The organism is Chitinophaga rhizophila, from assembly GCF_019492185.1.
Classification (GTDB): Bacteria; Bacteroidota; Bacteroidia; order Chitinophagales; family Chitinophagaceae; genus Chitinophaga; species Chitinophaga rhizophila.
In genome coordinates this window covers 282,890-296,689 of record NZ_JAICCF010000001.1, presented here as the reverse complement: position 1 = coordinate 296,689, position 13,800 = coordinate 282,890, and the positions used below count along the sequence as shown (strand labels likewise).

At 47.7% G+C, this 13,800-nt stretch carries 14 protein-coding genes; 13 read left to right on the top strand and 1 reads right to left on the bottom strand.

Annotation, left to right across the window (positions count from 1 at the left end; translation table 11 throughout):
* Positions 1-39: 39 nt before the first annotated feature.
* Positions 40-1,869: a beta-N-acetylhexosaminidase gene (locus K1Y79_RS01175; protein WP_220248164.1), complete on the top strand. Its 1,830-nt coding sequence runs from the start codon at positions 40-42 to the stop codon at positions 1,867-1,869.
* A gap of 132 nt (positions 1,870-2,001) precedes the next feature.
* Positions 2,002-2,592 carry a hypothetical protein gene (locus K1Y79_RS01170; RefSeq protein ID WP_220248163.1) on the top strand — a complete coding sequence of 197 codons (591 nt, stop codon included), beginning with the start codon at positions 2,002-2,004 and terminating at the stop codon, positions 2,590-2,592.
* Between the two features lie 472 nt (positions 2,593-3,064).
* On the opposite strand, the gene K1Y79_RS01165 is transcribed toward K1Y79_RS01170, so the two are convergent.
* The gene (locus K1Y79_RS01165) at positions 3,065-3,829 is read right to left on the bottom strand and encodes a hypothetical protein (protein ID WP_220248162.1); all 765 of its coding nucleotides are present in this window, start codon (positions 3,827-3,829) and stop codon (positions 3,065-3,067) included.
* Between the two features lie 863 nt (positions 3,830-4,692).
* Here K1Y79_RS01165 and K1Y79_RS01160 point away from each other — a divergent pair.
* Genes K1Y79_RS01160 through K1Y79_RS01110 form a run of 11 tightly spaced genes read left to right on the top strand, consistent with a single transcriptional unit; the run spans position 4,693 to position 13,779 of the window.
* On the top strand, positions 4,693-5,307 hold the full coding sequence (locus tag K1Y79_RS01160; protein WP_220248161.1) for a DUF4255 domain-containing protein: 615 nt from the start codon (positions 4,693-4,695) through the stop codon (positions 5,305-5,307).
* A gap of 2 nt (positions 5,308-5,309) precedes the next feature.
* The gene (locus K1Y79_RS01155) at positions 5,310-6,533 is read left to right on the top strand and encodes a hypothetical protein (protein WP_220248160.1); all 1,224 of its coding nucleotides are present in this window, start codon (positions 5,310-5,312) and stop codon (positions 6,531-6,533) included.
* A gap of 11 nt (positions 6,534-6,544) precedes the next feature.
* Complete coding sequence (locus K1Y79_RS01150) at positions 6,545-7,942, top strand: phage tail sheath family protein (RefSeq protein WP_220248159.1); 1,398 nt, start codon at positions 6,545-6,547, stop codon at positions 7,940-7,942.
* A gap of 60 nt (positions 7,943-8,002) precedes the next feature.
* Positions 8,003-8,944, top strand: a complete 942-nt coding sequence (locus tag K1Y79_RS01145; protein WP_220248158.1) for a hypothetical protein — start codon at positions 8,003-8,005, stop codon at positions 8,942-8,944.
* A gap of 44 nt (positions 8,945-8,988) precedes the next feature.
* Entirely contained in the window at positions 8,989-9,831 is an 843-nt protein-coding gene (locus K1Y79_RS01140) for a hypothetical protein (protein WP_220248157.1), read from the top strand.
* Between the two features lie 41 nt (positions 9,832-9,872).
* Positions 9,873-10,316: a phage tail protein gene (locus K1Y79_RS01135; protein WP_220248156.1), complete on the top strand. Its 444-nt coding sequence runs from the start codon at positions 9,873-9,875 to the stop codon at positions 10,314-10,316.
* Between the two features lie 2 nt (positions 10,317-10,318).
* The gene (locus tag K1Y79_RS01130; protein WP_220248155.1) at positions 10,319-10,783 is read left to right on the top strand and encodes a phage tail protein; all 465 of its coding nucleotides are present in this window, start codon (positions 10,319-10,321) and stop codon (positions 10,781-10,783) included.
* A 23-nt stretch (positions 10,784-10,806) separates the two neighbouring features.
* A complete protein-coding gene (locus K1Y79_RS01125; protein WP_220248154.1) occupies positions 10,807-10,974 on the top strand; it encodes a DUF5908 family protein in 168 nt (55 codons plus the stop codon).
* On the top strand, positions 10,974-11,681 hold the full coding sequence (locus tag K1Y79_RS01120; RefSeq protein WP_220248153.1) for a CIS tube protein: 708 nt from the start codon (positions 10,974-10,976) through the stop codon (positions 11,679-11,681). Before K1Y79_RS01125 ends, K1Y79_RS01120 begins: the two co-directional genes overlap by 1 nt.
* 2 nt (positions 11,682-11,683) lie before the next feature.
* Positions 11,684-13,474 carry a type VI secretion system tip protein VgrG gene (gene vgrG, locus K1Y79_RS01115; protein ID WP_220248152.1) on the top strand — a complete coding sequence of 597 codons (1,791 nt, stop codon included), beginning with the start codon at positions 11,684-11,686 and terminating at the stop codon, positions 13,472-13,474.
* A 14-nt stretch (positions 13,475-13,488) separates the two neighbouring features.
* Complete coding sequence (locus tag K1Y79_RS01110; RefSeq protein ID WP_220248151.1) at positions 13,489-13,779, top strand: PAAR domain-containing protein; 291 nt, start codon at positions 13,489-13,491, stop codon at positions 13,777-13,779.
* Positions 13,780-13,800 lie beyond the last annotated feature (21 nt).

Below are 13,800 nucleotides of genomic sequence, written 5' to 3'. Positions count from 1 at the left end.
ACACCAGGTAACTATTTCGTAAACTATTAAAGCAGTAGGATGTTAAAAAAGATCGCATCTATTTTAGTCTTTTCTCTCGGAGTGAATGTCGCTCATGCGCAAAGCAGCTACTCCATTATTCCAAAACCCGTAAGTATTCAGGCAGCAAGCGGCCGCTTTGATCTCGGTCGTCAAACCGTCCTGGTGGCGCAAACAGATGCGGCACGAAAAAATGCGGAACTATTCAATGAATTTCTCTGGAACCGCTATGGTTTTAAGATGAGCATCACCCGGGTTGCCACCGGCAAAGCAATTGTGCTCGAAGACCAGGCTGATGCAGCTGCCGCTGAAGCTTACAGCCTGACGGTAACTGCCGACAAGATCACCGTAAAGGGAGGCAACACCGGCGTATTCTATGGCCTGCAATCCGTATTACAGCTCATAGAACAGCAGAACGGCGCTCTGGCCGTACCGGCGGTCACCGTCAACGATAAACCGGAATTTGGCTACCGCGGTGTCATGATCGATGTGGCCCGGCATTTCTTCTCACTCGATGAACTGAAGAAAATCGTTGACCTGATGGCATACTTTAAATTTAACCGGCTGCATTGGCACCTGACAGACGATCAGGGCTGGAGACTGGAAATTAAAAAGTACCCGAAGCTGACACAAGTAGCTGCCTGGCGCGATTCCAGTATTCTCGGACAATACGGCGACTTCAAACCTTTCGTCTATGATGGGGTGAAACATGGCGGCTATTACACGCAGGAAGAAGCGCGCGAACTGGTAAAATATGCAGCTGACCGCAAGATTACTATCCTGCCTGAAATAGAACTGCCAGGTCACAGTACCGCTGTACTGGCTGCCTACCCGCAACTAGGCTGTAAAGATACCATCTACCAGGTGCCTGGTTACTGGGGTGTACACTACGCCATCTACTGTCCGAAAGAAGAAACCTTCCGCTTCCTCGAAGATGTACTGACAGAAGTAATGGCCATCTTCCCGGGTGAATATATCCATGTCGGCGGCGATGAAGTGCCTAAGGAACACTGGCAGGAATCATCCTTCGCACAGAACATGATCAGAAAACAGAAACTCAAGGATGAACATGAACTACAGAGTTACTTCATCTCCCGTATAGAAAAGTTCCTTAATAAAAACGGCAGACGCCTCGTAGGCTGGGACGAGATCCTGGAAGGAGGGTTGGCACCGAATGCTACTGTAATGAGCTGGAGAGGAGAGAAGGGCGGTATTGCAGCTGCACGTATGCAACACGATGTGATCATGACGCCTAACAGTCACCTGTACATCGATCACTACCAGTCAAAGGATAAAACCAGCGAGCCTACAGCTATCGGCGGTTTCCTGCCGCTGGAAAGAGTATACAGCTACCATCCGCGCCCTGACTCGCTTACGGCAGCAGAACAGCAACATGTACTCGGTGTACAGGCCAACCTCTGGACTGAATACATCGGTACCAACAATAAGCTGGAGTATATGTTGTTCCCGCGCATGCTGGCATTGTCGGAAGTTGCCTGGTCGGCTAAAAGCGCCAGAGATTATACTGACTTCTCTACCAGACGACTGCCTTTACGCTTGCAGGAACTGGAAAAACTCAATGTGTTCTACCGCATACCCGAAGCGAAGGTGACATTCAGTAAAAATGCGGCAGGCGTAAGCACCGCGGAGATTACTCCCTTTGTAGCTAATAGTCAGGTGTATTACACAGTAGATGGTCATAAGGCTGATCAGACCGCGAATCTGTACAACGGACCATTTGCATTGCCGGCAAAGGGTAAAAGTGAAAAGGCGATGGTATTGAATTATATTATTGTGACGCCAGGCGGAAGAGTGAGTAATATGTTCACTGTGCCGCTGGAAGAGAAGTAGTGTTGATATTAGCAACCAGACCGGCACCAATTTAGACAGGTATTTGATAATTAATTTTATACATTAAACATAATATATATTTTAGCTGTAATTGCGCTATATTTGCGGCAGTAAAATTTAATCCTATACACTATGAAAAAATTGGTTGCTGGTTTACTTATGACCGGCTTATTGTTCGTTGGACTCAACGTTAATGCCCAGACAATCGTTAAAGGTAACCTTTCAGCATTAAAAGGTGCAACAGGGGTGAACGTTGTGTTTACTTATAATGGTCTTACAGTAGGTAAAGAAGGTAAAGAAGAAAATTACCTCAAGAGAAAAAAACAGGAGAAAGACAGCAAAGAACCTGGTTCGGGCGACAAATGGATCGAACAATGGAATGCTGACAAAGAAAAAAGGTATAAACCTAAATTCATCCAGTTACTGTCGAAGTACACCGAATGGCAGCTGAACGAGGATACCAAAGAGAAATACACCATGGTAGTGAACACTACTTTCCTGGAGCCAGGTTACTACGTAGGTGTTTCTGCCGGTCATGCGAGATTGAACCTCGAAATTTCCATATATGAGGCTGATAACATGAACAAGGCTTTGTGTAGAATCACAATGGAAGATGTAAAGGCAGGTAAAGGTCAGTTCGATACAGCATCAAGAGTAAGTGAGGCTTATGCTAAAGCTGGCAAAATGATAGCCAAATTTATTATGAAAAATTCTAAAAAATAGTCAGAAGAGGGGTAGCCGTTACAAGGGATCACTCAAAATTAAAAGACTGCCTGATAAAGGTGGTCTTTTTTTTATCAGAAAAGTATTATCGTCTTTTATACAGTTTTGAAGCAGTTTACCATCATCTGTTCCTGTTCAGCGTATTACCGCAAAGCACGGCTTATGTGAAGCAGTCCCTTACGTACAGATAATACGACAGGAGATGGCTATTTGAGATCTGTCATTGCGCGCCTGTTCAGGTATACTCAGGACGAAGTAAGTCAGAAGAAAAGGTGGACCTGAGCCGGTCATCATTTCAGATAGTAATTTAACAGGAATAACAACAGGAGAGTTATGCCAGGATGGCAAGGGGCAATAACAAGATGTATCTGCGCATATAGATTCGCAGAAAAACATAACAGGGATATATCAGATCAGGTTCTGTAAGGGATAAAGATGCACACCAATATACAACACGCAGGCAGCAGTATATTTATTCCCGCTGTATACAGGAGGGAGCCGGCAGGGACAGCCGGTTATTACCAATCTTGGCAATCATCGTGCAGGTAGCGGTTGTACGCCCCATCGTCATAATATCAAAGACCTGTGAAGACTTCGGCAGTTGCACAGCAATAATATCCGCCGCTACGTCCTGCCGATGACCTGCTGGTCTGCCGTCATGCAGGCCGCGGACCTGTACCACTACCATCAATATACCATGCCCTGGCACGTCAATATGCATATCTGCGCCGGCAAATGGTCTGTTATGGTCAATGGTCATCGTTGTGTTGGCAGTACCTGTTACCGATTGACTGCCGAAGCTGATACGTGCAGCGATTACTTTCACTTCCACGCCGGTAATACCTTTTACGGATGGCAATGTCTGCGCCGGAATATGTAAGATACCCTCCGGCATAAATACAGGTGCCTGTCTTAAAAAGCGGCTGATACCCGTGTGCTGGTTGAACCGGAAACCGGTGACTGCCTGATGGGGTGGCTGAGCGCTTTTGATCAGTGTTTTGGTAAGCCGGTTAATATGGCTGCTATCACAGCATACATCCAGTCCGGAACTGAATGCTTTACGGATCAGCGCACCTCTTTTACTGGCTATCCCGAAACGCTGTGCAGCACGGCGGGTAGCAGTGGTCTGCCTGACCGTCTCCGGTATACTCCGCAGGAAATGCTTTCCATTGCGGTAATAGCCGATCATATTAGTAAGGCGGCCGCTGAATGTGAGAATAGATGTTTGTCTGGCCATGTGAAATGATATTGGTGAACCATAAAGATACAGCAGTACGGTTTGGAGCGGGGTGCAGTCAGTTAGTGGGTTTATAAAAATCAGTGACTGCCCTTGCAGTATGATCAGCAAATGTAAATCAGGTGTTAGATTGGTACGAAACCCACCGCGTCGCTCTTAGAGGATGTGTAAAAATGTGTGCCGGAATGCACTGCGGTCGGGGAATGTACAAAGTTCAACAGTGCAGTGTATATTTGATCATGAAATAGCCCGAAAGGCCATTTTGTTTATCAGATAACCAATATTCCTTTGTAGGAAATATGCAGATTTGTTATAGCTGTTATTGCCGTCTTTCGTTACAGGATTATCTGTACAGTCGGATACTGTTTTTAATCAGCTGAATACTGCCGTTGGAAAACAGGGATATTGGAAGGGCTGGAATTATGTTAAGGGTACGCTGACCGGTATTATCCCCTTAACGTACTTATACGTGATTTTTGCCTGGACCGTTTTTAAGTTTTTTATTTCGGGAATAATAAGTAATTTTATAATCTCTATGGTAATCGTGTGTTAAGCGTTTGAAGAACTCCAAAGTATATAGAATTAGAAGACAATTTTTTTAATTACCCCGAAAAGAAAAATCATAACAAGTAAGAAGAACTAATGACTTTTGATGCGCTGCCGTCATTGTAACATGTGCATTGTGATAATTACACCCCAAATAAATCAACTACTATCAGAATGCTGCATGTGCTGACAGTATTGGAGGACTGAAAAACAGTCTTCTGCATCATCCGTATCGAAAAATCATCTATCATATCGAGTATGCAGCCGCTGGCAATAGCCACTGGCCTGGCTTCCATGTCTTGATTAAAATCATAACCATGATTTTCACTGCTTTTAAGTTATTAAAAGACCAGCTGGATAGTTATATCCAGTCCTTTAACCCTATGGGCAACGACCCCGAAAGCCATGTAGTACTGGATAATGTAGCTACACTGGAAACGCCTGACAGGCCGCCGGGCGCTGAAGAGCGCATCATCCTGAGCATGGTGAATATTGAGGAAGAGGCTACCCTGAAAAATAGCACGCATTTTTACAGGAATGCACAAGGTATTGCTTATCATAATCCTCCTATTTATCTGAACCTGTACATGCTGGTATCAGCACATTATAAGAACTATGAAGATGCACTGTCGCGTTTATCTCAGGCTATTCAGTTCTTTCAGGGCAAGAGTAGCTTTAACCTGAAGAACTCACCCAATGAAGTCCTGATCAATAGCGGGCAGGCATTGGATGACCTGCAACTGCATCTTGAACTGTTCTCGCTGTCCTTTGAACAGCTTAACCACCTATGGGGTGCCTTGGGCGGAAAACAGATGCCCAGCGTATTATATAAGGTAAGACTTGTGAAGATCACAGAAAACAGAATAACAGGACTAGGTACTATCGTAGAGCAAATCCAGTCAAAAGACAGTATTGCTTTCCCCAAATCATAATAATGGCTTTTCAGATTACATACAGGCGTCTGGCAGTAGTGAATATGTTGCATAGCTTCTATCTTGATAAAGAAGATAGCAGCTATTACAGCCTGTCCCAGGAAGACCAGGAATTTAGATTGGCCGACCTGCTCATGGATAACAGGTACAACCTCATGGATGATGTGGAAATCATACCTACGCCGGCAACTGACAAAATAATAAAGGGACACCGTATCGTATACCGGCAAACGTCCACCGGTATTGTGATAGGCGTGGCTTCCAGCCCGGGAGCGGATGGCGCGCTCACAACCGCCGTGCCTTTAGATGCAGCACTGCGCCTGCAATTCCTCATACGTCTGAAGAACAACGCTTTGCTGTCGCGCAGCAACCTGCGCATCAACCCCGTATTCCCCGCATGTTATTATTTCACAAATGATGATACGACGACCGGTAAATCTTTTCCCTCACTCTCTGCCGCTATCCAGCCTATACAGGAAGGGAGGGTCTATGAGATGGGAGAAACAGCGATGATGAATGGTAACGCCTCACAGGCTATTGCCCGCACAGACAGCGCCGCAGCAGGATGGATCGCTACTGACAATTACCATTACATCAATGAAGAAGATCGGATACTGCTACCGCTGAAATTCACTTACACCTTCGACCAGCAGGGTGTGACGACAGCCGGTTTTACATTGCTCAAAGGTGCTGACGAGATCAGCGTACTGCCTTTTCAGCAGGCAGGCGGATTGCGCGAAGCATTGCTTGACTTCACCGGTACGCCGGACGGGATCTACACATTGAAGATTGCCGGCAGCAACAACTACAACCGCACTTATACCGTGTATCTGCATTCAACGCTTTACCAGAGAGAGGCATGGGGTGTGCTCGACCTGGTCATGCATACCGCAGAACCGGCATATCAGCTCATTGATGCGGAGGGTTTGCTGACTGTACCCGCGGCCCCGGTGTTTGAACTACGCTTTGCCAGCCGGTCTACCTACTGGAAATATTATCTACAGAAAGGCGATACGCCGGGTGCAGACAGCAACTGGAATGAAGTATCTCCTGCGCCACCTGGTATCAGGAAGGTCATCATCAGCAAACAGCCATACCCACTCATGCAGTCTTACCGGAAAGTCAGCTACGCCGCTGTTAACCTGCCCAATCCGGATGGCGAGTTACTCAGCAGGCAGGGCGATCTCATTTGTTCTGAAATATTACTTACCAAAATGAAATTATAAATCGATCAAATATGGCAAACACATACTATACACCCGGCGTGTATATTGAAGAAGTCTCAAAGTTTCCCCCATCCATTACCGCAGTAGAAACCGCAATTCCTGCATTTATTGGTTTTACGCAGACTGCTATCATCGACGGTGCAGAAGTATATGGCAAGGCGGTACGTATCAGCTCCCTGCTGGAGTATGAGAATATCTTCGGCGGTCCGCAGCCCGAAGTAAACCTCATCGTTACCGTTACTACCAGCGACACTTCCGGTACCCGCTATTCAGTCAGCTATGATCCCGCTGATGGTAAAGGTTTATCCAAACACATTATGTATTATGCCCTGCAGCAGTTCTACGCAAATGGCGGTGGCCCCTGCTGGATTATATCTGTAGCGCCGTACCAGGATTTCGGTACGCCGATCATCGATCAGGAACCTTTCCTCGATGCACTGACAGAGCTGCGTAAACAGGATGAGCCTACGCTCATTATCTTTCCCGAAGGGCAAAATATGCCGCAGGATACCTATAAAACCCTGCTGGAAGCTGCACTCACACAATGTTATGACCTCAAGGACCGCTTCGTGATTATGGACATCTTTGATAATGGGCTGACATTAAGAACAGAAGGTGAGATACTGGCGGCTGCACAAACGTTCAGAGACGCTATCAACTCTCCGTACCTCAGCTACGGTGCTGCTTACTTCCCTAACATCCGTTCTACTTTTGACTATGCATATGATGAGAATACCGTGGTGATTGCCGGCGGCAGTGCCGACTCCTTCGGCGCACTCACCAGCCTGGAGAAGGCCAATGTGAAACTGGCTATCTCTAATTACTCTATCATTCTGCCCCCGTCTGCATCCGTAGCTGGTGTATATGCCCGTGTAGATAATTCACGCGGTGTATGGAAAGCGCCCGCCAACGAAGGACTGCTGGCAGTATCTGGTGTAACCTGCGATATCAGCGACCAGATCCAACGTAACCTGAATGTGGATGTAAATGCAGGGAAGTCCATCAATGCCATCCGCTTCTTCTCCGGCAGAGGTATCAAGATATGGGGCGCACGTACCCTGGACGGTAACTCCAACGAATGGCGCTATATCTCTGTACGCCGTTACTTCAATATGGTCGAAGAGTCTACCAAAAAAGCATCTGAAGCTTTTGTATTTGAGCCGAATGATGCCAATACCTGGGTGAAAGTTAAGGCCATGATCGAAAACTTCCTGATCAATCAATGGCGCACAGGTGCGTTGGCAGGCGCAAAGCCGGAACATGCTTTTTATGTAAAAATAGGCATCAACGAAACCATGACAGCCTTTGATGTACTGGAAGGCAAGATGATCATCGAAATCGGTCTGGCAGTAGTAAGGCCGGCAGAATTTATCATCCTGCGCTTCAGCCATAAAATGCAGGAATCATAACCACCGCATTGCTACCCCGATCAATTAAAACAATAACCCCTTTAAGAAAATACACCACATATGAGCGACAACAAACCTCCTGTGGACACACCGGTAGTACAATGTACTCCGCCATCGCCCTCACAGTTTGACCTGCTGATGAAAGATTACGGCGTCGTCCTGAAAGACGAGCTGCAGCAGAAATCATCTAACCTGGAAGCTGAGGTCATCAAAACAAATACCGCCAGTCAGGTAGTATGTGTAGAGCGAAAAGTGAATGATAAATATGCCCGCGCTGTAAAAGAATACAACTTCCTGAGCAATTGTGTTACTGTATATGCCGGTCAGGACCTTGAGGGCCTTACCACTACCGTAGCGCTGGCACAGGCCAGGTATGCCGGTATCAAAACAGCATTTGATACCGCAGTAGCCGCTATCAAAAATGCCAAACAGAAATCAGGGCTGGTCAATACGCTGGCAGGCAAGCTGAAAGACGCAGTGGCGGATTCCTGTAACTCTGAAGAACTCAAGCTGATCCGGGAGAACCTGTCTAAAGGCGGACCCGGTAAAAAGAGTATTGAAGACAGCGTGCAGGAATTTGTAGCCTACGCAGAAAAGATCGTGAATCAGGCAGATGATGTTGCCCAGGCAGCGGTAAAGGTAGCCGGTATCAACGCCTTCGTGAATATTGACAACCTGACATCGCTGATCGCTACCGCTAAGGCAGACGGTACCAACCTGCTCACTGACGTTGAAAACAATGTAAAGAGTATACAGAAGAAATACGACGACTCCCGCAAACCATTAGGCGAAGCGCTGAAAGAGCTGAGCAAGGCAGGCAGTCTGAAATATGCAGCATGGGTAGTGAAAGATGCAGTTGCAGATACGGCCAAGTTTGTGGACGATAAGAACTGTAACGGCGGTGGATGCAAAAAGCTGGATGAGATATCCGAAGAAGCAGAAAATGCTTTCGATAGTGGTAACTGCGGAACTCCCAATGAGCCGGAATATGAATCGCATTAGGCGGCCTTCCACATTATTTAACACCGTTTACAATTTATAGCATCATGGCATCTAATTACGATACCGTTCAACAATATCTGGACCGCCTCAGAAAAGATTGTATAGAGGCAGACCAGGAACTCAATAATGCCAAAGCCCAGGAGGCATTTAAAAAAAGCGCACTCGATAAAAAGAAGCGCTGGTCTGAAGTGCTGAAAGATATACTGTCCACCATTACCGAAACAAACCGGCTGGGACTGATCTATCTGGGTACGCTGGAAAGAACACGCAAGTACAATGAGAAGGCAGGTAAGAATGCACGTCTCTGTATTGACGCTATCAGGATCCTTATCTGCGAAGCAAAACAACTCCTGGATTGCGCAGAGGTGTTAAGAGCGCAGATCAAGGTACTGACAGACCGTATTGATAACAAGATACCGTCAAAGGGAGCCAATTCAATACTGGCTAATCTGACGGCCCTCAAATCGGCTGGTGAAGAATCAGTGACAGCCATCAGAGATGCTATCAATGCCCTGTTGGTCACCTGCCGCCACGAAGAAGAGCTGTGGGGACTACTGGCAGGAGAGAAGGGACTGGTGTACCAGGTAACAGGCGCTTATACGCTGGTCACTGAAGGTAAGAAACCAGACCTGGAAGACTGCGCGTCCTGCCATCCGCAGAAGACACCGTTGTTTCCCATGGATGATGAAGCCTGCGATTTCTACACCAAGACAAAACATCAGTATGACAGCACGCTGGATGAACTGAAAGAACTCCAGAAAGATGTAGAGGTAGTATCCTGCAAGCGCGAGTTTGCCCAGGCCCGTAAAGATGCGCTGGATAAAGCATATGCAGCCGCATTGGCAGCAAAGTCCTGTGAAACCGCTCCTGCGGCCGCCAGGAAGTAAATCAATTTCATAATCACTCATAACAGCACAAAAGAAAGACAATGGCAAATTATCCATTACCCAAGTTTCACTTCCAGGTAGAATGGGGTGGTAAAAATATCGGGTTCACCGAAGTAACCGGTCTCACTGTCGAAACAGAAGCGATAGAGTACCGTCACGGTGCCAGTCCTGAATATCATAAGACCAAACAGCCAGGTCTGAAAAAATACAGCAACATCACGCTGAAACGCGGCACGTTCCAGTCAGACAATGAATACTTTGATTGGTGGCAGGAGACCGTTTTCTTCCAGGAGAACAATGGCAAGTACCGCCGCACTATTACTATCAGCCTGCTGGATGAGATGCATAAGCCCATCATCGTATGGAAGGTTAAAAATGCCTGGCCGATAAAGGTACAGTCAGCCGACCTGAAGGCAGACGCCAATGAGATTGCAGTGGAAAGCGTTGAGCTGGTACACGAAGGACTGGTGATTGAAAATAAATAAGGATGACAGCCGCTAATTATCCTCCTGTAGGGTTTCATTTTAAGGTAGAGTTCCTGTTTGACAAAAAAGGTAATGTCCAGCAAACGGACAATGACATCCTCTTTCAGTCAGTATCAGGACTCAACTTTCAGATGCAGACAGACACCCTGCGGGAGGGAGGAGAGAACCGCTTTGAGCACGTCCTGCCCCTGCGCAACAAGTGTACGGACCTCGTGCTGCGCCGTGGTATCTTCAAACCGGCGGATTCCATCGTCTCACAATGGTGCCTGGATGCATTTAAGAATTTCAGCTTCGCACCCATTGATCTCATCGTCACCCTGCTCAATGAACAACACCAGCCCCTGATGGTATGGAAAGTACACCGCGCCTGGCCTAAAAACTGGAAGGTGGCAGACTTTAACGCCGACAAAGGAGAGGTGGTCATTGAAACATTTGAACTGAATTACAACTATTTCAGCGTGGAATAGCAGACAAATTAAAAACCAGGCTCATGCCAGTAGAGATAAGAGAAATGGTTATCAAGGTAGCGGTAGACGAAGCTGCCGGTAAAGGAAATAAAGCCGGCGGCAGTGACCAGCAGGAGGGCTCTCCTGATGCCATCGTCCGTACCTGCGTCGAAAAGGTGCTTGAAATCCTGAAAGATCAAAGAGAACGCTGATGGCAAACAAAGAAACAGCGAATGTAGAGAAGATCGTGATCCGGCCGTTTCTGGACCAGAAACAGAAACAGTCGGCCGGTAGCGACTTCACTATTCCCATTAACCCCGAAAGTTATGCCCAGTCTTTTAAAATAGAGGCAAAGGAAAAAGCGACCGGGGGTAATCAGGGCAGTGCGCCGGAATATAAGTTTACCGCCCCCGAACAGCTGAAGCTGGACTTTACCCTGGACAATACCGGTACCATCGAAGGTAATATCCTGAACGGTACAGAGGTAAAAGACCAGGTAGACCAGCTGCTGAACGTGGTGTACCGGATGCAGGGAGAGGCACATAAACCCGCTATACTGAAAATTCAGTGGGGGTTGTTCACCTTCGATTGTATCCTGGCTACCCTGGATATCAATTACGTGCTTTTTAAGCCCAATGGAGCCCCTTTAAGGGCAAAGGTGAGTGCTAGCTTCACCCAGTACACAGAACCGAAAAAACGGGTCGCTAAGGAGGATAAGCACTCGCCGGATCTATTCAGGAGTATCCGGGTCACCGACGGCGACACACTACCGCTGCTCTGCTACAAAAGTTATGGCGATCCCGCATTGTATATGCAGGTAGCCTACTACAATGAACTGGTCAGCGTAAGGCGGCTGCGTACAGACGACGATCTGGCATTCCCCCCGCTGAAGCAGTCTGAAACCCAAAAAACCTCCTGAACATGGCCAATGAGGAAAATGTAGCCGCAGATGAAAGGATTATTCCGACGCCAGGTGTGTATGATTACACCAGCTTTGAAGTGCTGATTAACGGTAACCGGGTCAATAACCCTGCTTATAACCTGCGCTCCGCAGTGATCGTAAAGGAAGTGAACCAGATTCCTTATGCCCGTCTGCAATACCTGGATGGCGATGTCTCTGATGAAAAGTTTGCCGTGAGTGAATCCGCCGACTTCATCCCCGGTAATAAGATAGAACTGAAGACAGGCCGGGATGGCAAGCAGACCACCGTCTTCAAAGGGGTGATTGTCAAACATGCCATCCGCGCCGCTGAAAATGGTAACGCCTCTCTGCACCTCGATTGCCGGGATGAAGCAGTATCGCTTACCCTTGGCAGGAAGAACAGGTACTTCCGGGAGATCACTGACAGTGATGCACTGCAACAGGTGCTGGGCGCAAAGGCCGGCACACTGGCAGCCACCTCCGTACAGCATAAGGAACTGGTACAATACTATTGTACCGATTGGGACTTTGCCCTGAGCCGCGCTGAAATGAACAGCTGTGTGCTGATGGCGCACGATGGCAAGGTGGATATAGTCAGACCTGAACTGGCAGGCATACCTGCCCTCACACTGGTATATGGCGCTACCATCGAGGAATTTGAAGCAGAGATGGACGCCCGTACGCAATGGCAGGAAGTGAATGCCAGCGCCTGGAATTACAAAGACCAGTCAGTCACAGAAAATGCTACCGCCAGCGTGCGCTTCCAGGAAGCAGGTAACCTCTCTGGCGCAGAACTGGCCAAAGTCGTCTCTCCGGAAAAGCTGGAACTGCGGCACAGTGGTCTGGTGAGTGAACCAGAACTAAAAGCCTGGACAGAATCGGTCATGCTGAAAAGCAGGATGGCCAAGATACGGGGCCGTGTAAAGATCAAAGGCTCGCCTGCCGCTATACCTGGCGACACTGTCGAACTGAAAGGACTGGGCAACCGGTTTAACGGACTGGTATACGTAAGCGGTGTGAGGCATGAATATGCAGATGGTATCTGGTCTACACAAATGCAGTTCGGTATCTCTCCTGAATGGTTCCATCACAAGACGGAACTGATTGAAACACCCGCTGCCGGCATGATGCCCGCCATTCACGGGCTACAGATAGGCGTAGTAGTACAGCTGGAAAACGATCCCGACGGCGAAGACCGCATACAGGTAAAGATGCCCCTGACAGACAATAACGACAAAGGCACGTGGGCGCGTGTGGCTTCCCTGGATGCCGGTAACGATCGTGGTTACTTCTTCCGGCCCGAACTGGGCGATGAAGTGATCGTTGGCTTTGTGAATGATGATCCGCGCTTTGCCATTGTACTCGGCATGCTGCACAGTAGTAAAAACCCGGCCCCCGTACCTGCAAAAGATACTAATCATATAAAAGGCCTGGTAACCCGCAGTAAAATGAAGACCATGTTTGATGATGAGAACAAAGTCATGAAGATGGAAACGCCAGCAGGCAACTTCATCGAGCTGAATGAAAAGGATAAAGCTATCACTATTCAGGATCAGCATGGAAATATGATTAAGATGGAAGCAGCCGGTATCACTATCAAAAGTGCAAAAGATATAAAGATGGAAGCAGCGCAGGCTTTTTCCCTGACAGCCGGCACTGATATCAGGATAGCAGGAATGACCATCTCCGCCAAAGCAGACACCACACTGGAAATGAATGGTCAGGCCAAAGCAAAAGTAGCCTCTTCTGCCATGCTGGAACTGCAGGGTGGAATGGTAAAGATTAACTGATAAAAAGAGCGACAATGCCCCCGGCAGCAAGAGTAACTGATATGCATGTCTGTCCGATGGTGACAGGAGTTGTACCACATGTAGGCGGTCCTGTAAGTGGACCTGGCGTACCAACTGTACTGATAGCAGGGATGCCCGCCGCAGTAGTGGGCGATATGCTGGTATGTGCCGGTCCGCCGGATGTGATTGTGAAAGGTTCTGCCACCGTAATGATAGGTGGCCGGCCGGCAGCCCGCATGGGCGATACAACTGCACACGGAGGTTCCATTGTTATTGGTTGTCCCACCGTCATGATAGGCGGATAATATTGATCGAATAAAAGTTTT

Excerpts from the sequence above, each read along its gene's own strand:
- K1Y79_RS01175 (WP_220248164.1), top strand. The coding sequence starts at position 40 with ATGTTAAAAAAGATCGCATCTATTTTAGTCTTTTCTCTCGGAGTGAAT.
- K1Y79_RS01170 (WP_220248163.1), top strand. The coding sequence starts at position 2,002 with ATGAAAAAATTGGTTGCTGGTTTACTTATGACCGGCTTATTGTTCGTT.
- K1Y79_RS01165 (WP_220248162.1), bottom strand. The coding sequence starts at position 3,829 with ATGGCCAGACAAACATCTATTCTCACATTCAGCGGCCGCCTTACTAAT.
- K1Y79_RS01160 (WP_220248161.1), top strand. The coding sequence starts at position 4,693 with ATGATTTTCACTGCTTTTAAGTTATTAAAAGACCAGCTGGATAGTTAT.
- K1Y79_RS01155 (WP_220248160.1), top strand. The coding sequence starts at position 5,310 with ATGGCTTTTCAGATTACATACAGGCGTCTGGCAGTAGTGAATATGTTG.
- K1Y79_RS01150 (WP_220248159.1), top strand. The coding sequence starts at position 6,545 with ATGGCAAACACATACTATACACCCGGCGTGTATATTGAAGAAGTCTCA.
- K1Y79_RS01145 (WP_220248158.1), top strand. The coding sequence starts at position 8,003 with ATGAGCGACAACAAACCTCCTGTGGACACACCGGTAGTACAATGTACT.
- K1Y79_RS01140 (WP_220248157.1), top strand. The coding sequence starts at position 8,989 with ATGGCATCTAATTACGATACCGTTCAACAATATCTGGACCGCCTCAGA.
- K1Y79_RS01135 (WP_220248156.1), top strand. The coding sequence starts at position 9,873 with ATGGCAAATTATCCATTACCCAAGTTTCACTTCCAGGTAGAATGGGGT.
- K1Y79_RS01130 (WP_220248155.1), top strand. The coding sequence starts at position 10,319 with ATGACAGCCGCTAATTATCCTCCTGTAGGGTTTCATTTTAAGGTAGAG.
- K1Y79_RS01125 (WP_220248154.1), top strand. The coding sequence starts at position 10,807 with ATGCCAGTAGAGATAAGAGAAATGGTTATCAAGGTAGCGGTAGACGAA.
- K1Y79_RS01120 (WP_220248153.1), top strand. The coding sequence starts at position 10,974 with ATGGCAAACAAAGAAACAGCGAATGTAGAGAAGATCGTGATCCGGCCG.
- vgrG (WP_220248152.1), top strand. The coding sequence starts at position 11,684 with ATGGCCAATGAGGAAAATGTAGCCGCAGATGAAAGGATTATTCCGACG.
- K1Y79_RS01110 (WP_220248151.1), top strand. The coding sequence starts at position 13,489 with ATGCCCCCGGCAGCAAGAGTAACTGATATGCATGTCTGTCCGATGGTG.